The sequence below is a fragment of the Alloalcanivorax gelatiniphagus genome, assembly GCF_005938655.1.
Taxonomy (GTDB): Bacteria; Pseudomonadota; Gammaproteobacteria; order Pseudomonadales; family Alcanivoracaceae; genus Alloalcanivorax; species Alloalcanivorax gelatiniphagus.
In genome coordinates, this window is sequence record NZ_VCQT01000025.1 from 186,610 (window position 1) to 207,933 (window position 21,324).

Annotated in this window: 13 protein-coding genes; all 13 read right to left on the bottom strand. The window is 66.2% G+C overall.

The window, feature by feature from the left end:
* A complete protein-coding gene (gene pgi / locus FGS76_RS07635) occupies positions 1-1,662 on the bottom strand; it encodes a glucose-6-phosphate isomerase (RefSeq protein WP_138772024.1) in 1,662 nt (553 codons plus the stop codon).
* On the bottom strand, positions 1,662-2,966 hold the full coding sequence (locus FGS76_RS07640) for a UDP-glucose dehydrogenase family protein (protein WP_138772025.1): 1,305 nt from the start codon (positions 2,964-2,966) through the stop codon (positions 1,662-1,664). Before FGS76_RS07640 ends, pgi begins: the two co-directional genes overlap by 1 nt.
* Positions 2,967-2,975: 9 nt before the next feature.
* Positions 2,976-3,860 (bottom strand): UTP--glucose-1-phosphate uridylyltransferase, encoded by an 885-nt coding sequence (locus FGS76_RS07645; RefSeq protein ID WP_138772026.1) that lies wholly within the window; start codon positions 3,858-3,860, stop codon positions 2,976-2,978.
* A gap of 84 nt (positions 3,861-3,944) precedes the next feature.
* A complete protein-coding gene (locus tag FGS76_RS07650) occupies positions 3,945-4,985 on the bottom strand; it encodes a family 8 glycosyl hydrolase (protein ID WP_138772027.1) in 1,041 nt (346 codons plus the stop codon).
* A complete protein-coding gene (bcsD, locus tag FGS76_RS07655; protein ID WP_138772028.1) occupies positions 4,975-5,448 on the bottom strand; it encodes a cellulose biosynthesis protein BcsD in 474 nt (157 codons plus the stop codon). Before bcsD ends, FGS76_RS07650 begins: the two co-directional genes overlap by 11 nt.
* A 2-nt stretch (positions 5,449-5,450) precedes the next feature.
* On the bottom strand, positions 5,451-9,977 hold the full coding sequence (locus FGS76_RS07660; protein ID WP_138772029.1) for a cellulose synthase subunit BcsC-related outer membrane protein: 4,527 nt from the start codon (positions 9,975-9,977) through the stop codon (positions 5,451-5,453).
* Entirely contained in the window at positions 9,974-14,377 is a 4,404-nt protein-coding gene (bcsA, locus tag FGS76_RS07665) for a UDP-forming cellulose synthase catalytic subunit (protein ID WP_138772030.1), read from the bottom strand. Before bcsA ends, FGS76_RS07660 begins: the two co-directional genes overlap by 4 nt.
* 9 nt (positions 14,378-14,386) lie before the next feature.
* Positions 14,387-15,181, bottom strand: coding sequence for a cellulose biosynthesis protein BcsQ (gene bcsQ / locus FGS76_RS07670; RefSeq protein WP_138772031.1), 795 nt, complete (start codon positions 15,179-15,181; stop codon positions 14,387-14,389).
* On the bottom strand, positions 15,172-15,627 hold the full coding sequence (locus tag FGS76_RS07675) for a hypothetical protein (protein ID WP_138772032.1): 456 nt from the start codon (positions 15,625-15,627) through the stop codon (positions 15,172-15,174). Before FGS76_RS07675 ends, bcsQ begins: the two co-directional genes overlap by 10 nt.
* A 262-nt stretch (positions 15,628-15,889) precedes the next feature.
* On the bottom strand, positions 15,890-17,842 hold the full coding sequence (locus tag FGS76_RS07680; protein ID WP_240692461.1) for a polysaccharide biosynthesis protein: 1,953 nt from the start codon (positions 17,840-17,842) through the stop codon (positions 15,890-15,892).
* Between the two features lie 69 nt (positions 17,843-17,911).
* A complete protein-coding gene (locus FGS76_RS07685) occupies positions 17,912-19,099 on the bottom strand; it encodes a DegT/DnrJ/EryC1/StrS family aminotransferase (RefSeq protein WP_138772033.1) in 1,188 nt (395 codons plus the stop codon).
* A gap of 131 nt (positions 19,100-19,230) precedes the next feature.
* Entirely contained in the window at positions 19,231-20,271 is a 1,041-nt protein-coding gene (locus tag FGS76_RS07690; RefSeq protein ID WP_170214425.1) for an MraY family glycosyltransferase, read from the bottom strand.
* 325 nt (positions 20,272-20,596) lie between these two features.
* A partial coding sequence (locus tag FGS76_RS19445) for a hypothetical protein (protein ID WP_170214426.1) occupies positions 20,597-21,324 on the bottom strand: 728 nt, incomplete at its 5' end.

Consider the following 21,324-nt stretch of genomic DNA (forward strand, 5'->3'; position numbering starts at 1 on the left):
CTAGGCCTGCCGTTCTCGCACGTAGCGTGCCAGGGCACGGGTGGAAGCATCGAGCCCGTCACCACCGTCGCCATTGCCCAGGACCTGAATCATATCCGTGGCGATCTTCTTGCCCATTTCCACGCCCCACTGGTCGAAGGGGTTGATGCCCCACAGCACCGCCTGCACGAACACCTTGTGTTCATAGAGTGCCACCAGCGCGCCCAGATGGCGGGGCGTGAGTTCGTCCAGCAGCAAGGTGGTGCTGGGTTGGTTGCCCCGGTAGCGTTTGTAGGTGGGGGTATCGTCGTCCTCCGCCAGCGCCCGGTCGCCCAGGGCCAGCAGGCGCGATTGCGCCAGGCAGTTGGCCAGGGTAAGGATGTGCTGCTCTTCCAGCGGCTGCAGCTCGGCGCTGCTGCCCTGGCGGCGGCCGTGGCGGGCGGCGGCGATGAATTCGCAGGCCACCGGCCGGGTGCCCTGGTGCAGCAGCTGGTAGAAAGCATGCTGGGCGTTGGGCCCGACCTCGCCCCAGATCACCGGGCAGGTGTGGTAGTCCACCAGCTGGCCGTCGCGGTCCACGGACTTGCCGTTGGATTCCATCTCCAGCTGTTCCACATAGGAAGGCCAGTGCTTGAGGCGGCCATCGTAGGGCAGCACCGCGCGGGCGGTGATGTTCAGGAAGTTCAGGTTCCACACATCCACCAGCCCCAGCAGCACCGGCAGGTTGCGCTCCCAGGGCGCGTCCTGGAAGTGCCGGTCCATCTCGTTGGCGCCGGCCAGCAACTCACGGAAGCCGTCCATGCCGATGGTCAGGGCAATCGGCAGGCCGATGGCCGACCACAGGGAATAGCGGCCCCCCACCCAGTCCCAGAACAGCAGCTGGTTGTCGCCGTGGATACCCCATTCGCTCATGCGCTCCGGCTTCGCCGAAATGCCCACGAAATGGCAGCGCAGGACCGCGCCGTTGCGGTCCGGGAACGCCTTCTCCAGCCAGTAGCGGGCGGTGGCCGCGTTGCTCAAGGTGTCCACGGTGGTGAAGGATTTGGACGACACCACGATCAGGGTGGTGGCCGGGTTCAGTTCGTCCAGCAGCGGCGCGATCTGGCTGCCGTCCATGGACGACACGAAATGCACCCGTGGCCGGCGCCCTTCCGGCGGCTGGTTTTCATGCAGTGCCACCGAGGCCATCAGCGGGCCCAGGTCGGAGCCGCCCACGCCCACGTTGACCACGTCGGTGATGGCGTCCCCTTCGCAGCCGCGCCATTGGCCGGACAGAATCCGTTTGACGATGCGTTCCATGCGCAGCAGCTGCGCCTGCACCGGGTCCTGCTCGCCATCGTCGCGGGCCGGCTGGCGCAGCCGCCAGTGCATGGCGGCGCGGCCTTCGGTCCAGTTCACCTCACCGCCTTCGAACAGGCAGCGTATCCAGGCGTCCAGTCCCCGGGCACCGGCCAGGGCGCGCAGCTTCTCCAGGGTTTCGGCGGTGAGCCGTTGCTTGCTGAAGTCCGCCAGCACCCCGCCGGCGTGCAGGCTCAGGGTGTCAAAGCGGTTCGGATCGTCGGCGAACAGATCGGCCAGGTGCCATTCACCGGCCTGCCCGGCATGGTCACGCAGGGCCTGGTCGGCGGCGCGGGTGGCCTCATCATCGTGCGGTGGCAGGTTCTGAAGCGTTGAGGTGGTCATCAGCCCCTCCCGATGCCGTGGTAGGTGAAGCCCTGGCGCTTCACGTACGCCGGGTCATAGATGTTGCGCCCATCGAGAATCAACGGCGTGCGCATGGCGGACTTGAGATCGTCCCAGTCCGGGCCCCAGTAGGCCTTCCACTCGGTCACCAGCATCAGCGCGTCGCTGTCGCGGGCCGCCTCGTAGGGGTCGTCGTGGAGGGTAAGGGTGCCCTTGCCCCGGGCCCAGGCGGACAGCTCCGGCAGCGCCAGCGGATCGTGCACGTGCACGTCCACGTCCTGGGCCCAGAGCGCTTCGATCAGACGCAGGGCCGGGCCGTTGTCGATGCGGTCGGAGCCGGGCTTGAAGGCGGCGCCCCACAGGGTCACGCGCCGCTGCTCCACGTCGCCTTCGTAGTGGCGCCAGAACTTGCGGAACAGCACTTCCTTCTGGCGCTCGTTGATCTGCAGCACCTGCTCCAGCAGCTCGGCGCCAATGCGGCGGCTGCGCAGGGTGTCGGTGAGGCTCATCACGTCGCGGCTGAAACCCGGGCCGCCGAAGCCACAGCCGGCGTACAGATAGGCTTCGCCGATGCGCGGGTCCGACCCCACGCCCTGGCGGATCACGTCGATGTCCACCGCCAGTTGCTCGGCCAGCAGCGCCATGTCGTTCATGTAGCTGAGCCGGGTGGCGAGCATGCCGCTGATCGCCAGTTTGGTGAACTCCGCCTCGCGGGGCAGCATCACCTTGAGCACATCGCGGCGGCGGTTATAGGGCCGCAGCAGCTCGCGCACCAGCACTTCCGCCTCGCGGTCGTCGCAGCCGAGCAAAAGATGGTGGGGTCGGGTGAAGGAATCCAGCGCCTGGCCTTCCTGCAGGGTGTCCGGCAGGCACACCACCGGCGTGTTGGCGCCAGCGTCGCTCAGGCGCGCCTGCATCTGTTCGGTGGTACCCACCGGAAACACGCTCTGATTGATCAGCAGACGGGCCCCGCCGCGGCCGGCCCAGTCCGCCAGATGGCCGGCGCGCTCCAGGTCGCCGGGCTGCAGGGCCAGGCACACCACCGGCGCCGGTTCGCTCACCGCCGGCTCGCCGTTGGCGCTGGCCAGTCCCGGTTCGTCGGTGCGGCAGTCCAGGCGCCCGGCGCGGCGCTGGCTGCTGACCAGCTCGGCCAGCCCGGGCTCCTGATACAGCACCCGGCCGTCATCCAGGGCCCGGGCGACCCGGCCCGGGGGCAGCCACCAGCGCACCCGATGGCCGCTTTGCGCCATGGCGGCAGCGGTAACCATGGCGCACAGGGTGTCGCCAAACATATCAATGCGCATTGAATCTCCTTATTCCTGGCGATCGGCCCTGGAGATCAGGTCGCGGGCGGCGTCCCCAATCTCCGGATGCTTGACTGCATAATGCAGAATCGCCTGCAGGTAGCCTTCCTTGCTGCCGCAATCAAAGGTACGGCCCAACATGGCGTAGGCCTCCACCGGCGCCCGCCCGATCAGCGCGGCGATGGCGTCGGTGAGTTGAATCTCGCCGCCGGCACCCGGCGGTGTTTCGGCGAGCAGATCCATCACCTCCGGCGGCAGCACATAACGGCCCACCACCGACAGGTTGGAAGGCGCCTGGTCCCGGTCGGGTTTCTCCACCACGCCACGCATGGGCGCGCTGTCGCCGGCCCGGGGCGGCTCACCGTCCAGGTCGGCGATGCCGTATTTATGCACCAGTTCGTCGGGCACGCCCTCCACCATGATCTGGGCGGCGCCGTTTTCCTGGAAGCGACGGATCATATTGCTCAGGTCGTTGCCACGGCCTTCGCCGTCCACCAGCACGTCCGGCAGGATCACCACGAACGGCTCGCCGCCCACTACCTGCCGGGCCTGCCAGACCGCGTGGCCAAGGCCCTGGGGCGGGCCCTGGCGCACGCTGGTCACCTGCACGCCGTCCGGCAGCGGGTGGCGCACTTTCTCAAGCAGCTCGGTTTTGCCCTTGGCTTCCAGCTGGGCTTCCAGTTCCGGGTGGCCGTCGAAGAAGTTCTCAATGGCGGTTTTGCTGCCGTGGCTGACCAGAATGATTTCGGTGATGCCGGCTTGCACCGCTTCTTCCACCACGTAATCAATGGCCGGCCGGTCGATGATCGGCAGCATTTCCTTGGGAATGGATTTCGAGGCAGGCAACATGCGGGTGCCGAAGCCCGCCACGGGAATCACCGCTTTTCTGACCATGAAAACTCCTTGTCCGCGAGAGAAGTGATTATGAAACAGAACAGCCGGCTATGGTTCCGCGGCGGTTCGCGGCATTCCGTGCAATTACATTCTTTTACCCGGTAGCGGGCGCAGGGCCATGCGGCTGAGCATCAACAGCGAGGCACTATAGTAATCGTCATCGCGCTGCGGAGACACCGGGATGGATTCACCGTCGCCCAGCAGCAGCGCACGCACCGCCATGCCGCCCCGGGACAGGGGAAATTCCGCAGTTTCGTCGGTGGTCAGGTCCACCCAGGCCGGCGGGCGCGGCCGCATCCAGAAACGGCGGATACCATCCAGCGCCGGCGCCTGGCCCAAGCCCATCCAATAAAAATACAGAGGGACCCGCACCGCCTCGAAACCGAAACGGGGCGGCCAGGTGTCCGGCAGGGAAAGAGTGCCATCCCGGCTCAGGCGCAGCCAGTCGGGCACCAGCATGGCATCGCCGAAGCGCGCCTGGTGCATCAAACGGGCGCCGTCGTACATCAGCCGCCGCCAGGGACCGTTGGGTTCCAGGCGCGCGAACTCGTTCAGCGCCGGCATCACCCAATAGGAGGGATTGAGGTCCACATAGCCGTCATGGACGAAGCCTTCGCGGCCCGGCAGCAACACCAGATAACCGCCGTATTCGAGCAGCAGGTGGCGGCGGATGGCCTCACGCAGCTCGCGGGAATCCGCCCGGTAGCGGTCCACGTGCCAGCGGCTGGCGGCCTGTTCCAGGGCCCAGGCAATCAGCAGGTCGCCGTCGGTGGCGTTATTGGGGTCGAGGACCGGGGATTCGGCGCCGGGTTTATAGCGCCAGGTGTAAAGCCCGTCCACCGGCCGGCGCAGGTGCTTACGGGTCCAGTGGTAGAGTTTCTCGAAACGGGGGCGGTCGTCGAAATACACCGCCATGAGCATGCCCCAGCCCTGCCCTTCCGTGTGGCTGACACCGTCATTGCCGGTATCCACCACCCGGCCGTCGTCCTTCATATAGAGTTGCTGATAATGGCGCCAGCCGATGTCCTGCGCCGACGCGCCCAGGGGCAGCAACACCATGCCGATCAGCAGGGCCAGCAGCCAGCGGGCCAATGGTCTGGAGCTGGAGTCATCCTCAACAGCCATAGCAGAATTCCAACGGGCCTCCCGTTTGGGCCTTGAGCACTTGTACTTCCACCGTGCGGTCGCCGCCCTGGTCGCGCAGCCAGGCGCCGTAGGCGCCGCCCAGCAGCGCCGCCAGCGCGCCGGCCCAGGTTTCGCGCACGGCGCCGTCCAGGCGCGGCCAGGCATCGTGCACGATCACGATCATCTCCGATTCGCCATGAAACTGGCACCAGCCCCAGTCCAATTGGTGCCAGCGCCGGTTGATGGCCGCCTCCAGGCCCTCCACAGTGTCCTGCTCATCGATGGGCAGATCAGCGGCGATCTTGGCGCCCAGGTGACCGAAAAAAGCCAGCATCTCCTGGCTGCCGGCGCTGGCGTTCAACTCTTCCACCAGGGCGGTCATGAACAATCGCCATTGGCCGCTGAACTGCCGGCCCCGGAAATACTCCAGCGAGCGTGCCTGATTCGCGGTCGTTTTATCCATGATCACGGCTCCATGGTGTACAGCAGGTTGATCATCGCGGAGGTTTCAGAGTAATCCCCGAACGTATCGTAATCGATGCTGGTGCCCAGGCTGAACGCCGGCGACAACTGATAGTCGAGCCCGGCACCCAGGTTGAGACCGAAACCGCTCTTGCTTTCGGCATCGTAATACGAGGCCGTGGCGATGCCGGCGTCCACCAGGATATCCATCCACTGTTGCTGTTCATCCAGAGTGGGGAAATACGGTGCGCTATCCACCGTGTAGCTCTGGAAGCCCGGCTGCAGACGAGCGTTCCAGCTCACCCGGTTATAGGTTTCCTTGTAGGTAATCGGGAACGCCAGGCTGACGTAATCCTGCGGGCTGAAGTAACCACCATGGCCATAGGTGAACTGCCCCCGGTTTTCGTCAAAGCTGCGGTAATTCAGGTGCACGCCGGTTTGCAGCGTGCGCCAGCGTTCATTGATGGGCTTCACATAGGCGCCCAGGTTGAACACCGCCTCCTGGTTGGTATCCACATTGTGGCCCTGGTAGCTGTAGAAACCCAGGTCGCCGTAGCTGCCCACTTGACCGTTGTCATAGGCCAGGCCGATCTCCGCGCCGGAGCGGGTCACGCCACCCCAGCGGTCGCCGGTGACCGGGTCCTCGACGCCGGCATAGGACAGCAGGCTGTCGGTGACCGCCCGCCGCTGGGCGGTGAGGCGCAGGTTGGTATTGCTGGCCACGCGGGGCGCCCAGGTAATACCACCCACCAGGTTGGTGACCTCGAAGCCATAAGGGGTGCTGCCGATGTCACCGCTGAAGGCGCCGTCCCGGTAGCCGAACGCCACCGCCATGCCGGCATCGCTCTGGTTGCCGTAGGCGGCGGCGCGCCGGTAGGCCCCGGCCCGCGCCGCCACGTCGCTGACCAGTTGCCGCACGGCGGCGGCACGGGCCCGGTAGTCGGCGGTGTTGGTGGCGTCCAGGGAGAAGTCACTGCTGCCGAATTCACGCTGCAGGTAGTTGTCCACGAACTGCCGTTGCTCGTTGCTCAGGGCGTCCAGGTCGATGCCCGACTCGAACAGCACATTGCGCTGCACGCTGCTCTCGAAGTTATCCTGGGCGTCGTCGAGCTGGTTTTCCGCGTTGGCGAGCTGATTCTGCCGTTCGTTGAAAGTGCTCTGGGCCTGATCAAGCTGCGACTGGCGGGTCTCCACCGCCGCCTGCAACGCCGCCAGTTCCTCTTCGGTGGGGTTGTTGGCGTTGAGCAGATCGTCCTGGGCGTCGTCCAGATTCTGCTGGGCGGTGGTGACGCTGGTCTGGGCGGCGTTACGCTGGGCCTCGGCGGTGCTGAAGGCCCCCTGGGCGGCGTCCAGATTGTCGGCCACGTCATCGATGCCATCGATCAGATCACCGACGCCGCTGAGCTGCTCCACCACCGCCGAGGCGGCGGCGGAACTGGCGCCGGTGGCGCCGAAGCGGGTCGCCGCGTCACCTTCCAGGGTGCCCGCGTTCAGATATACCGGCGAGGCGGTGGCGGTGAAACGCCCACCGCCGAACGGCACCGACGACAGGCCGATGTCGCCACGGATCTCGGTGAGCTGGCTGAGGCCCTCCTCACCGTCGCGGAAGCGCAGCGACAGACCGCCCTGCCCCTTCGGCGACAACGAGCGGCGCAGGTCGTCGCGCAGGTCGTCGATGCGCACCAGCCGCTCCTGGCTGGGGGCCGGGCGCACCGGTTCGGCGGCGGCCGCCCGGCGCTCGCTATAACCGGAGCCCGAGTCACCGGCGGCGTAGGCGCCGCCCATGGTGTCGGCCCGGTCCGGCCGGCGCCAGTCGCCGGCCCAGGCCTCGCCGCCACCGCCCTGGTAGGGGCTGGCCGGGGTCGGCGTCGCTGGCGCCGAGTCATAGGAGCGGTTCAGGTAGCCACGGGCTTCGCCATCCGGCTGCCAGCGGCCGGCCACGCGGGTTTCCCCGGGCAACCAGACGCCGGCTTCGCCGTCCTTGTCACTGCTGGGGCCGAACGCCGCCCAGCGACCGTCTTGGCGGGACCGGACGCCGTCGCGGAACGGATTCACCACACCGACCACCGAGGGCCCACCGCTGCGCTCCATGCCCGCCGCCTGATTGGCGAAGGTGAGCGCCTGGCGTTTGTCGCCCTGGGCCTCGGCGGTGCGCGCCGCCAGCAGCAGCAGTTCCGGATCTTCCAGCGGCGCCACTTCGCTGAGCAGCGCCTCCGCCCGGTTGGCGTCGCCGGCGCCCAGGGCGGCGGCCACCGCGCCGCGCCGGGCCACCACGTCACCGGGGTCCCGTTGCAACTGCCATTGGAACACGCTGGCGGCGTCGTCGAAGCGTTCGCCTTTGAGATAGAGATTGCCCAGTTCGTGGAGCAGGGCCGGCTCCCGGGGGCGCCGTTCCAGTTCCGCCACCAGCACGTCGTAGGCCTGGGCCAGCTCGCCGTCCTCACGCAGGGCGGTGACCTGGTCCAGCAGCAATTGATCGCGGGTGTCGTTGAGGGCAGTGCGGGCCGCGGTGGCGTCCCCGGCGCGCCGGTCGAGCAATGCCATCAACCGCCGCGCCTCGCGCTGATTACCGGTGCGCGACAGCACCGAAGCGTGGCCAAGGAACGGCGTCACCGCATTGCTTTCGCCCAGGTGCAGGTCCAGGTCGCGGCGCACCAGCGCCACCGCCAGGGCGTCCTCGCCCTGGTCCACCAGCAGGCTGGCCACCTGGCCCAGCTCCGCGGAGTCGTTGGGCGGGTTGCGGTAGAGATCGTCGAGGGCGTTTTCCACCTGCCATTCGTCGCCCTGGGACAGGACCCGGCGCAGACGTGCCACCCGGGCGCCACCGCGAACCCGGTCGCGCAGTTGGTTGATGGCGTCATCGCGCTGAGCCGCCGGAATACGGTCGAGCAGCGCCTGGGCATCTTCCCAGCGCTGCTGTTTTTCCGCCAACAGGGCGGCCACCTGCAGATCGGTGGCGCTGGGGTTGCCGTCCAGCAGCGGGTCGATCAGCGCCCGCGCCCGGCGCGGCTGGCCCTGATCATCGTAGAAACGGGCCAGGGACAAACGCGTCCAGGGGTCGTTCGGCGCCACCGCCATGGCTTCCCGCAGCGATTGCTCACCGGCGCCGGGGCGGCCGGCGGCGATCAGGTCCTCGCCCTGCTGGCGCAGGCTGTCCACCCGTTGCTGGCGCAGATAGCTCAGTTGTTGCTGGGCCGCCGCCGGCAGCTTGGCGAACTCCGCGTCCGCGTCCTGATAACGGCCCTGGGCCATCAGCGCCCGCACCAGGCCGGCCCGGGCTTCGGTCATCGCCGGCCGTTCCACCAGCAGGTCCCGGTACAGGCTTTCCGCCACCACCGCCCGGTCCTGGGCCAGCAGAATCTCGCCCTGCAACAGCTTGGCGTCACGGCCCTGGTTGCCGGCGGCGCGGGTCAGCGGGCGCACGTCCTGGAACGCTTTGTCCAGGTTGCCGGCGCGGAAGGCGGCACGAACCGCCGCCAACTGGCCATAGAAACGGGCGCTTTCCAGCGGCGGGCGCCATTCCGAGGCCTTGGAGGGATTCAGCTTGATGGCCCGCTCCAGGGAGCGTTGCGCTTCGTCGAAGCGCTCCCGGCGCAGCTGCACCAGGCCGAGCCCGGCCAGGGCGTCGGCGTCGTTGGGGTCATCCTTGAGGGCGGCACGGAACGATTGCTCCGCCGGGTCCACGCGACCCGCTTCCAGGGCGGCATAGCCCCGACCCCGGGCGGCGCGGGCCTGGTTGTCGGAGCGCGCCAGCTTGGCGGCCACTTCCCGGTCGTCGGGAAACTGCTCCAGGTACTGACGCAGCGGCGCCACGCTGTCCAGTGCGTCGGGCAGCCACATCAGGCCCTGGCGCCAGGCACTCTGCACTTCCTTCTCGGGCTTGGCGGTCCACAGGGCACGCAGCTGATCGATGCCCTGCTGGCGGGTGCCACCTTCGTAGGTCAGCACCTTGGCCAGGGCCAGCGCCACCCGGCGGTCATCTGGATTCTGCCGGGCCAGTTTTTCCAGGCCGGCGCGGGCCTCGGCCCGGCGACCATCCACACCGGCCAGGGTCTGGTAATACTCCAGCGCCAGGTCCCCCGGCGGCTTGCCGTTGAAAACCCGCTCGTAGCGCTCCACCGCCGCCTTGGCATTGCCGGCGGCGGCCAGTTGCCGGGCCTCGCGCAGCTGGTCGGCGTCCACGCCCTCCCGGCGTTGGCGGTCGTCCAGGCGGCTCACAAATTCGCTGTCCGGCGCCGCCTTGCGCAGGCGGTCGGCGTAACGCTGGGCGGCGGCCGGGTCACGGGTCTCCTCCAGCACGCTCATCTGGTAGAGCGCCGCCGGGTTGTCCGGGTCGGCGGTCAGCACCCGTCGCAGGGTGTCCGCCGCCAGGTCCGGCCGGTTGTTGGTGCGCCAGAACTCCGCCTGGTCCAGCAGCCGCTGCACCGAGGCATCACCGGCCGCCTGGGCCAGGGACAAGCCCGGCGCCACCGTCAGCGCGGTACCCAGCAGGCCGGCGGCCAGCCATCCATTGATGCGCTTCCCGTTCATCGCTTTTTCCGTTCACCGTGTTCATTGAGACGCCGCGCGGCGCGGGCGCGCAGCAGCGGGACCAGGGTGCCGGCGATCAACACCAGCACGAACAGCGCGCACACCAACAGCACATCCGGGCGCTGGCCCAGTGCCCAGCGCAGCATGGTTGGCCAGTCACTATTGCCGTCCGGGCTGACCGGCTGGATGCGGAAGTTGCGCACCACCTCTTCCTCATCCAACAGCGACAGATCCTCGCCCATCAGCGCGCGGACCTCCTGCTGGTCCATCTCTCGCACCAGCGGCGCCAGGTCCGCCTTGTTATTACTGGTCAGCAGCACCATCTGCCGCTGGTCGTTGAGCGGCGTGTTGCCGGCGATGGCGCCTTGAATCAACGAGCGGCTGCTCAGCGCCCGATCCGCCGGCCCCCGTTGCAGGGGTTCGCCGTGCAGCACCCATTGCTTGATGCGCCCGATCAGGTTCGGCGAGCGCACCCGCAGCCGGCCGTCATTGAGATAATAAGGGTCGCGCAGCAGCGCCCGCGCCATCGGGTCGTCCAACGGCACCAGCGCCAGCCAGTGGCGGTCGGCCACCGAGCGCAATTGGTCGTCGCCCATGGCCACCGCCACTTTGTCCCCCACCACCCCGGTGGATTCGGACATCCGTGCCAATAAGGTAAAGGCCGCGTCCAGTGTCGACAAGGACGGTTTCTTCGGCAGCACCAGAGCGGTGCGGGCCAGGTCCGCATAGCGGTTGAACGGGAAGCCGGCGGCCACGAACGGCCGCAGGTTGGGCACCTCCGCCAGGTGCCAGGTATCGGTCAGGTCCAGGGTGGAATCCGGATACACCTGGCTGACCACGTCGGTGGGCAGGGCCACCGAGCAGGGGTCCGGGAAGCGGTACGCCAGGTTGAAATAGAAGGTCAGTTCGTTTTGTCCGTGAATCAGCGACGGCGGCACCCGCAGCACCGCCTCTTCCTGACGCAGGGGCCCCATCGCCAGGCCCCAGAGATGTTCGAACAGGCCCCGGCGGGTGACCGGCAGCGCGCCCAGATACTGGCCGTTCAGGGCCACGTCCAGGCGCGACTTGTCGGTGTTCAGCCAGTCGCCGTCCGGGAACCGGTAACGCACCCGCAGCGGCACCGTGTCGCCGGGCCACAGTTCCAGGTCCGGGGCCACCTGGAACGGCACCCGGATCAGCGCCGGGTTAATGCCGCTGACGCGCAGCTGTTCCGGCGGCACCAGATCACCCAGGCGCAGGGGAATGGCGTCGCCGGCGTTCCAGCGCGGCGCGTCGTAGGGCCGGCTGGCGCGGGTGGACACCGCCTTGGCGGCCATCCGCTCGCCGGACAGCACGGTCTGGGGATACGCCAGAAAACGGGCCGCTTCCACCAGGCCGTCGCCGTCCGCCGCCTGCAACACCAGCAGCTTGCCCCGGGTGCGCGGGTTGTCGGCCATGCGGATCATCGGAGTTTCGTAGCTGGTCGGCGTCATGCCATCCAGCGGCGCCTCACTGGTGGTCAGCACCACGGCGTTGTCGTCGGGCAGTTTATCCACCACCCGGAAACTCAATTCCCGGTACCGGTTCTGGGCGCCGAACCAGCTGGCCACCAGCGCGGCGGCGTGCACCTGGCGCGGGTCGTTGCGGTCCGACATGGCCAGCACCACTTCCACCGGGCCGGAGGCGGCCGGGTCCAGAAACGGCACCGGCAACAGATCCAGCCGGCTGGCCAGCGGCAGCCGTTCCACCGCCAGATTCAGCTCGGTCTCGGGCATGATCTGGGCATTGACGCGCGGGTCCAGCGGGTTCAGACAGGTCTGGTCGGCCACCCCATACAGCCGGAAGCCGAGCCGGTTATGATCCACCAACAGCGCCGGATTGATCTCGAAGCGGTGCTCGTGAACCTTGCCATCGCCCTCGCGCAGGCTGATGCGCTGCACCGGCTCGCCGTTAAGGGCCACCACCAGTTCGCCCTGCCCCGCCGCCAGCGCCGGGTCATGGCGCAGCTGCAGCACCATGCTGGCGTCCACCACCACCTCGTCGGCGGGCAGCGATACGCCAACCCCGGCCTGGCCACCATCGCCGGTCAGCGTCAGGCCATCGGCCACCCCCAGTTGCTCCAGGGTAATGTTGCGGGGTTCCGCCGGCACCGGCGCCACCGACGCCGGCGGGCGCACCGCGCTGACCTGGGCGTCGCTGCCCTGGGCCAGGGCCGGACGTACCGCCAGCAGTACCAGCACCGCCACCAGGAACAACATGGCCACGGGCATGATCCAGCGCCACAGTTTGCCTTCCTGGAACACCCGGTTGGCTTCGCGCTCCTCCGGGTCCCGGGACATCAGGTCCGGCAGGAACAGGCCCAGCACGCAGCGCACCACCGGCCAGAACGCCCGGATCGGGTGATCCTGGCGGCGCTCGCCCTCGCTCAGCCAGGCGTCGGCACGGCCCATCACGATGCGCACCAGGTTGCGGCGCTGCTTGATGTCGAGCTGGCCAAAACGCAGGCGGATATAACGGTGGTCGCCGCCCATCAGCTCCGCCGGCAGCAGTACCGAGCGGCCATTCATGACCATCTCCACGAACTCCACCGCCTGATCCGGCAGCGCATTGTCCGGGTTACGCACCCGTCCGCCGGTCATCGACAGGTCCACGGTGCGGGTGGCCAGGGTGTGGCCATCGTCCATATACAGAGTCGCCGGCAAATCCAGTTCCACCCGCACCGAGCTGCGCACCTGGCGCCGTTCCCGGGCCACGGCGATGGTGGCCAGCAGAATGAACAGGCTGAAGCCGCCCCAGAACAGGTTCAGTGTCATAACATCGCGCTGTACGCCGTAGTAATCGTTCCAGTACCAGCGCACCGCGCCCCAGCCGAGGCCGGCCAGTAGCAGGAAGGCGGCGACCAGATGCGGCTTCACCGGGTTCACATCAAAGAAGGTTTCCTTGAGCAGCCCGCCTTTCTCGGTGACGTTGAATTTCCCGGCGCGGGGATTGAAGAACGTTACCAGGGTCGGTTTGATCAGGTGGAAACAGAGCGCCGACTCGTAGATCTCGCCCCACAGGGTATGCCGGAAGCGGCCGTTGAGCCGGGAGTTGGTATAGATGGCGTGGAACAGATGCGGCACCGCGTAGGCCAGGATCATCTGCGCCGAGGAGGCGATGATGTTCTGGCCGATCAGCAGGTAGGCCAGCGGCGCGGTGAGAAACACCACCCGGGGCAGCGGGAACATGAAGTGCAAGGCGGCGTTGAGGTAACACAGCCGCTGGGCCAGGGTCAGACCACGGCCGAACATGGGGTTGTCGAGCCGCAGGATCTGGGTCATGCCACGGGCCCAGCGGGCGCGCTGGCCGATGTGCAGGGACAGCCGTTCGGTGGCCAGACCGGCGGCCAGGGGCAGCCCCAGGAAGGCGGTGCGCCAGCCCTTGCGCTGCATCTTCAGTGCGGTGTGGGCGTCCTCGGTGACGGTTTCCACGGCGAAACCGCCCACTTCGTCCAGGGCCGCCCGGCGGATCACCGCGCAGGAGCCGCAGAAGAAGGTGGCGTTCCAGAAGTCGTTGCCTTTCTGTACCGGCCCGTAGAACAGCTCGCCTTCCCGGGGCAGGCCGTCACCCACCGCCAGGTTGCGCTCGAACGGGTCCTGGGAATAGAAATAGTGCGGCGTCTGCAACATGGACAGGCCCTGGTCCACGCAGAACCCGCCCACCGTGCTCTGCAGAAAACCGGCGGTGGGAATATGGTCACAGTCGAACACGCAGATCAGCTCGGAGTCGGTGAGCTGCATGGCGTGGTTCAGGTTGCCGGCCTTGGCGTGGTTGTGTTCCTCACGGGCGATGTAGCCGACGCCGGCGCGGGCGGCGAAGGCGGCGAACTCCTGGCGGCCGCCGTCGTCCAGCAGATAGATGCTGATCTTATCTTCCGGGTATTCAAGCTCCTGGGCCGCCAGCACCGTGTCCATCACCACCTGCAGGGATTCGTTGTAGGTGGGGATGTAAACATCGACGGTGGGCCACTGGCTGACGTCCGCGGGCATCGGCGTGATGCCCCGTTCCAGCGGGAAAACGGTCTGAATATAGCCGAAGAACAGAATCACCCAGGCGTACAGCTCGGCGGCGTACAGGCCGTAGCCGAGCACGTATTCAAAGCCGGTCTGGAATACCAGGGTTTCGGTGGTGCGCCAGTACAGGTAGCGGCTGGAGACCACCACCGACAGCAGCATCAACCCCACGGACGTGGAGCGGGAATCCGGGCTCAGTCGGTTGACCAGAATCGCCAGCACCGCGCCGCACAGCCCCAGCACGATCTGGTGGCTGGCATCCATCGGTGTGGTGATAAAGAAAAACAATGGCGGTGTTGCCAACAACACCGCCAGAAACAACATAATTCGCCCGCGCAGGGTATGCCCCCGATCCGTCCTGGCCGTCATTAAAACCCCTCAGGAAGCGCCGCCCGGCACCTCGACCACGGCGGTCCCATCCATCTCCGCCAATTTTTCCATTATGCGCGCCACACAGCGCCGGACATCCATGGCGCCTCTTGAATTGGGCGCCTGGTCAAACACCGACCGCTGTCGGCTGTTTGCCTCGGGAAAGGCCTCGTCATGATGAATCAGGCCAAGCAGATCAGTACTCAGACGTTGCTCCATGAATTCGGTGATTTCGGTGTTCAACCGCCGACGCGGGTCCACCTGGTTGAGCACATAACCGTGCTCGCTGCCTTCCGGCACATCTTGAGGATAAAACAAGCCCTCGGATACCCGAGGCAGCAACGAAACGGACGCGGAATCCGCCAGCAACACGGTGATGCGCAAATCAGACAGGCGACTGACCGCCCACAATGCATTGGAATCGCCGGGTGGCAGGTCCGCGATCACCACGGTACCCGGCGTGGAGGTCAGCGACGCCATCGGGCGATCCAGGAAACCGGGCTGCTCCAGCGCCAGCTCAAAGCGCTTGCGCTCCTCCCGGGGCACGTCCCCATAGGCGAGCAGATACACGCCGTCGGCCACCGGCCGCGCCAGGGTGCGCCAGTCGTCGGTCTCCACCGCGTCGTGCACATAGCCGTCGCCATCGCCCAGCGGCACGCCAAAATGCAAGCGCAGGGCGTTCTGGGCGTCAAAGTCCACCACTACCACACGGTAGCCCAGACGCCGTATGCCGTAGGCAAGGTTGGCCACGCAGGTGGTCTTACCCACCCCGCCTTTGGGCGAAACAACGGAAATTAACGCCATTCATCAAACCCGGCCGGACGGTGGCTGGCCTGCCTTTCGGCGATCCGGCGCAGCAGTGCCTTCAGCGGCGTGCCGTTATAGGCGCCGCTCACCGCTTGCGGGGACCGTTCCACCGGCCCGGACAGCAACGAACGGAACCGCTGGCTGGTTGCCGCCGGCTCCGGCGCCCCCGCCGGCGCTACGGGCTCGGGGGGAATCGGCTCCGGCGGCGCGCTGACAGCGGCGGACGCGCCGACGGTGGCGGTGGCAAAGCCAGCCGGCCGCTCCTCGGGCATCTCGGAGCGCGGCTTACCGGCGACCTGATCCAGCAACGTCCAGCCGGTATCGCGGTTGGATGAAGTGGGCGTGGCGGCCGACTCGGAGCGGCCTCCAACGCGTCTGATTTTGAAATCCTTCTCCCCCGTCTTCTTCCTGAAGCCAGACTGTTCATCGTAGGTCTTTGGCATTAGTTTCTTATCCCATAGCTAGGAAGCATGAAAAAAGTGTGATATCCCTCACACTTTGCTCACGTTGGGAAGCCTACAGAAAAAGGTGGATTTTGTACATAGAGTAACCAATCGTTACAGGATCTCACCAATAATCAACGGCTTACAAAGCGGGATACTGGGCATTAAACCGTGAAATGTCCGTGAGTGGCGCACAGAAAAACCATGAGAATTTAACAAAAAGCGCGAGAAAGGGCTTCCATGGATCAAGCGGCGGGACGAGCTAGTGCAAGGGCCTGGCCGGGCCGCCGGAAACCGGTCCCTCCGGTGTTGCCGGGCCGGTGGCCGCGAGAGCGGCGGGCGCCGCGCGGCGGTAGCCGCAGACATGTTCGCACAGCAAAACCTTGACCGTTTCGCCGTCGCCGTTCTCCAGCGCCACACGGAACCCGTCCAGGGCAGCGGCCAATTGTTCCATACCGAGCATTTCTTCACTGGCCTGCATGATCATTTCGTGGCGGGTACCGCTGGCGCATTCGCCGATCAGCAATTCTTCGTACAGCTTTTCACCGGGCCGCAGACCCGAGAACACGATCTCGATGTCGCCATCCGGGTGATTCTCGTCACGGATGGTCAGGCCCATCAGACGCACCATGGCATGGGCCAGGTCCAGAATCCGCACCGGCTCGCCCATATCCAACACGAACACCTCGCCACCCCGGGCCATGGCACCGGCCTGGATCACCAGCTGGGCCGCTTCCGGAATGGTCATGAAATAGCGGATCACGTCCGGATGGGTCACCGTCACCGGCCCGCCCCGGGTGATCTGGTCACGGAACAACGGTACCACCGAGCCCGAAGACCCGAGCACATTACCGAACCGCACCATGGAGAACACCGTGTCGCTGCCCCGTGCGGCCATGCCCTGCAGCACCATCTCGGCGAACCGCTTGGTGGCGCCCATCACATTGGTGGGGCGCACCGCCTTGTCGGTGGAGATCAGAATGAAGTGTTTGACGCCGGCGGCCTCGGCGCCCTCCGCCGCTTCCAGGGTACCCAGCACATTATTACGCAACCCCGCCACCGGGTTGTCCTCGATGATCGGCACATGCTTGTAGGCGGCGGCGTGATACAAAGTGTCCACGCTATGGGCCTCGCACAGGCGCCGCACATGGCCACGGTTGACCACCGAGCCCAGCGCCGGGATCAGTTCGATATGGCGGCCGGCCAGTTTCAGCTTGTCGCGCAGCTCGCGCTCGATGTCGTACAGCGCCACCTCACTCTGCTCGAACAGAATCAGCCGGCGCGGGCCGATCAGCAGGATCTGGCGGCACAGTTCGGAGCCGATGGAGCCGCCGGCACCGGTGACCAGCACGCTTTTGTCGCGGATGCAGTACTCGAGCAGGTCGGGCCGGGGCGGCACCGGGTCACGGCCCAGCAGGTCCTCGATGGCCACGTCCTTGATGTCGTCCAGGCGCGCCTTGCCGGTGGCGATGTCGGCGAAGGTGGGCACCGTCTGCACCCGCACATCCAGGGTCTCCAGCCAGGTGACCAGGGCCATGCGCCGGTGGCGCGGCAACGACGGCATGGCCAGCAGCACCGAGCGCACGCGGCCCGCCTCCACCAGTTCACGCAGGCGATCCCGGTCGCCCACCTCGACGCCGGACATCAGCGTGCCCTGCTTGCTGCGGGCATCGTCCACCACCATCACCGGGTGCAGCTCGCGGCCGGCCTGCAGGGCGCGCACCAGCTGCGCCCCGGCGGAGCCGGCGCCGAACACCGCCACCGGCTCGCGGTCGGGATTGATGGCCATGACATGGAGCAGGAAGCGGCGCGCCAGGGTACGGCTGATGCCCAGATAGAGCACCGACAACACCCAGAAAATCACCAGAATGGAGCGCGGCAGCCAGGCATTGGTCATGTACACCATGGCCGCCAGGGTCACGGTGGCGCCGGACATGCCCAGCAGCACCGACCACACCGCCTCGGTGCCCTGATAGCGAACGATGGACCGGTAAAACCCACAGGCGTACAGGAAGATCAGCGGCACCAGCACGCAGCCGGCGATCAGCCAGAGCGGCCCCACCGGCACGAGAAAATGGCTGAACCGCAGGGCGAACGCCACCCACAGCAATACCGGCAGCGCCAGAGCGTCCGTCAGCAGCATGATGGCGCGCTTCTGCCAGCGGGGGCTGCTCAGCAGCCAGGCGCCCACTTTTTGCACCAGGGGGTGATTCATCAATGACCGTGGATTATCCGGAAAAACAGCACGTTAGCAGAGGTTCATGTAAATTTCAGAAAATTATGGTCACTGCCCGCCCGCGCCAACGGCGCGGTCCATGACCTCGCCCAGGGCGGTCACCGTGCGGGTCATGTGCGCCGTCTCCAGGGTCGGATGCACCAGGAACATCAGGCTGGTTTCGCCCAACTCCCGGGCCACCGGCAACGGCGCCGCCGGCGCCAGGCCCAGATCCTGGAAGCATTTTTCCAAATACACCTCGGAACAGGAGCCGGAAAAACAGGGCACGCCCCGGGCCACCACCTCATTCATGATGCGGTCCCGGTCCCAACCGTCCGCCAGCGCCTCGGGCTCCACGAACACATAGCCTTTATAGCCGGCGTGCCCCACCGCCGCCGGCGGCGTCGGCACGCGCAGCCCGGGCATCCGCCGGGCAGCGTCCCAAAGGGTCTGGCAATGGGCGCGCCGGATGCGGGTCCACTCCGCCATGCGTTCCAGTTGCAGCCGGCCGATCACCGCCTGCATCTCGGTGAGCCGGGCATTGGTGCCGATCCCCTCGTGCAGCCAGCGAAAGCCCGGCGGGTGATCGCGTTCGTAGACCTCCGCCCAGCTCTTGCCATGGTCCTTGGCGCTCCATAGCCGGGACCACAGCGCCCGGTCGTTGACGGTGATCATGCCGCCCTCGCCGCCGGTGGACATGATCTTGTCCTGGCAGAACGACCAGCAGCCCACATCACCCAGCCCGCCCACCGGGCGGCCGTTCCAGGTGGCGCCATGGGCCTGTGCGCAGTCTTCCACCACCCGCAGGTCGTGGCGCCGGGCCAGGGCCATCAGCCCGTCCATATCGCAGGGCCAACCGGCCAGATGCACCGCCACCACCGCCCGGGTGCGCGGCGTCAGCACCGCTTCCACGGTGGCGGCGGTCAGGTTCTGGCTGTCCCGGTCGATGTCGGCGAACACCGGCGTGGCGCCCACGCTGATCACCGCGCTGGCGGAGGCCACGAAGGTGCGCGGCGGCACCACCACCTCGTCGCCGGGCCCCAGGCCCAGCTCACGCAGGGCCAGCTCCAGCGCCACCGTGCCATTGGCCACCGCCACCGCGTATTCAGTGCCGGCGAAGGCGGCGAATTCCCGCTCGAAATGGCGGGTCTCCTCACCGGTCCAATAGTTGACTCGGTTGGAGAGCAGCACGCGGCGCACCGCGTCCGCTTCTTCCTCGGTGAAGGAGGGCCAGGGGGGAAAAGGTCCGTTGAGCATAGACAGGTCGCACCGGATCGGGAGGTGTTCAGGAAAAGCGCGAGAATACCACACCCAACGCTTCCTGTAGGAGCGGCTTCAGCCGCGATCCCAGCCTGAATCGCGGCTGAAGCCGCTCCTACAAAAGGCGTCTAGGCAGCACTGCGGCCACCGAGCAGCAAGCTCAGGGAGAAATAAAGGCCTGCAGCCACGAAGGTGCCGAGGGTCAGGGTCAGCTCCGACCAGCCGGCCAGGGTGCCGGCCACGCCGAACGCCACCATGGCGCCGTGCATCGCCACCACCACCACCAGCGCCTGGCGGGCATTGAGGCCCCGGGCCAACAGACCATGATGGATATGGATCCGGTCCGCGCTCAGCGGGGAGCGGCCGCTCAGCAGGCGGCGCGCGAACACCGCCAGCATGTCCAGAATCGGCACGCCCACCAACCACACCGCCACAATCGGCGGAAAGCTGCCATCCCGCTGGCTGCCGGCCACCAGCAGCCACAGCACCAGGAAGCCCAGCAGCGTGGAGCCGCCATCACCAAGGAACATCTTCCAGCCGCGTAACAGGGGGATTTCCAGGTTAAACAGCAGATAGGTCAGCAACGCCAGGCAGGCCAGCGCCGCGAACAGGCCGGTGCCGGTGTGGCCCGCCGCCAACGACAGGATCGCCACGCCCACCAGGGTAATCAAGGTGACGCCGCCGGCCAGACCGTCGATGCCATCGATCATGTTGTAGGCATTGATGCACGCCAGCGCGCACACCACGGTGAACAGCAAGCCGGGCAACCCCACCAGCATCACCACGTCACCGCCGAACAGGGCCCCCAGCGTCTCGATATAGACCCCGGACGCGGCACAGGCCAGCGCCACCGTCATGCCCTGGAACACCAGGCGCCAGCGGGCACTGAGGTCAAAAATATCGTCCAGGGTGCCGATGCCGATCAGCGCCACCGCGCCGGCCAGGCACCAGTTCCAGGCTTGGCCATGCCACAGCCCGGAGGTCAGCCCGGCCATGACCAGCCCCACGAACACCACCACACCGCCAATAAGAGGCACCGGCACGCCGTGTTGCTTGCGCGCATCGGGGTGATCGACGAAACCGACCCGGCGGGCCAGCGGCAGCAAGCCGAAGGCAGCGATGGCGCTGCTCAGCGGCACCAGAAAGGAGCCCAGCAAACCGACGTCCATGCCCATACCCTCTCGCGCCTTGAACAGATCCGTTCCAAGGAACAAACAGGCTACGCCGCTATACAAAAACAGGCATTAGGGCGAAACGGTCATTTCTTGCTCAGAAGAAGAGCCCGGGCGGGCAATCAGGGAGGGTATACAAATTATTTCTATCTGGCCGTTGCCGCAATTCACCGGGCAAGGCAGGCTCTGCAAGGTCGCGCGTCCATGGCTCAGCACGGATGTGACCGCCCGTGTGACGGCTCGAGACGACCTTAATCTCCATCGTATCGAGCACCGGCGCCCCGCCAGGGGCGCCTTCTTATTTGAGACCTGCACTGGTCTGCTACGGTGGATCATCGGTAGTCTCCGCTTCGAAGTTGCTTCTATATTCTTGCAAAGCGGATTCGAAAATATGGCGACCGATTCTGTCGTATCTGAACTTTGACAGCCTTAACTCAACCTCCTTGACCACCGATTCAATAAAATCTGTTTCTGGTTCGAGCGCCCCGGCTGAAAACGGCGTTGTGTCAAGTTGCATTCTCCGCCTAGTTCTATTCTCCAGGTACGTCAACGAGTTCCCAAGCCTTGAGCGATTATCCAGATTCTCATAAATATCCACGAAAAGCCGCGCATCAACGTAGTTGAAGACATCCAGAGCCGCCACCTTCCTATCATCAAATTCTTTGCCGAATACATATGTGCCAGGCAATGCGCCCCCTCGCATTATGGCCAAGATTTCTTTAGCGACCTCCGGACGGCGACTAAGCACATGGGTCTCCACGCAACCCACCATAGATTCAAAAAAAACCTTCAGCTGCTGACTACTCTTGCCCGCAACACCACAACCAGCGTAACCGTCATACGTTTCCGGAGTCGTACTCAATATGTTAATCAACTGATCCTCTGATCCCAATCCGCCAGCACTAAGAACGCGCCTTAATGAATCCTTTATTTCACAAAGATAGCGTTCGACAGGGCTATTCAGAACTCCAGACTCATTCAGATCGAAAAGGCAGCCAGCGATATGCACAAAATCTGCAAAACCTCTATGAACCGCCCCGTATTTCGCGG

Coding starts and splice junctions, on each gene's coding strand:
- pgi (WP_138772024.1), bottom strand. CDS start 1,662: ATGACCACCTCAACGCTTCAGAACCTGCCACCGCACGATGATGAGGCC.
- FGS76_RS07640 (WP_138772025.1), bottom strand. CDS start 2,966: ATGCGCATTGATATGTTTGGCGACACCCTGTGCGCCATGGTTACCGCT.
- FGS76_RS07645 (WP_138772026.1), bottom strand. CDS start 3,860: ATGGTCAGAAAAGCGGTGATTCCCGTGGCGGGCTTCGGCACCCGCATG.
- FGS76_RS07650 (WP_138772027.1), bottom strand. CDS start 4,985: ATGGCTGTTGAGGATGACTCCAGCTCCAGACCATTGGCCCGCTGGCTG.
- bcsD (WP_138772028.1), bottom strand. CDS start 5,448: ATGGATAAAACGACCGCGAATCAGGCACGCTCGCTGGAGTATTTCCGG.
- FGS76_RS07660 (WP_138772029.1), bottom strand. CDS start 9,977: ATGAACGGGAAGCGCATCAATGGATGGCTGGCCGCCGGCCTGCTGGGT.
- bcsA (WP_138772030.1), bottom strand. CDS start 14,377: ATGACGGCCAGGACGGATCGGGGGCATACCCTGCGCGGGCGAATTATG.
- bcsQ (WP_138772031.1), bottom strand. CDS start 15,181: ATGGCGTTAATTTCCGTTGTTTCGCCCAAAGGCGGGGTGGGTAAGACC.
- FGS76_RS07675 (WP_138772032.1), bottom strand. CDS start 15,627: ATGCCAAAGACCTACGATGAACAGTCTGGCTTCAGGAAGAAGACGGGG.
- FGS76_RS07680 (WP_240692461.1), bottom strand. CDS start 17,842: ATGAATCACCCCCTGGTGCAAAAAGTGGGCGCCTGGCTGCTGAGCAGC.
- FGS76_RS07685 (WP_138772033.1), bottom strand. CDS start 19,099: ATGCTCAACGGACCTTTTCCCCCCTGGCCCTCCTTCACCGAGGAAGAA.
- FGS76_RS07690 (WP_170214425.1), bottom strand. CDS start 20,271: ATGGACGTCGGTTTGCTGGGCTCCTTTCTGGTGCCGCTGAGCAGCGCC.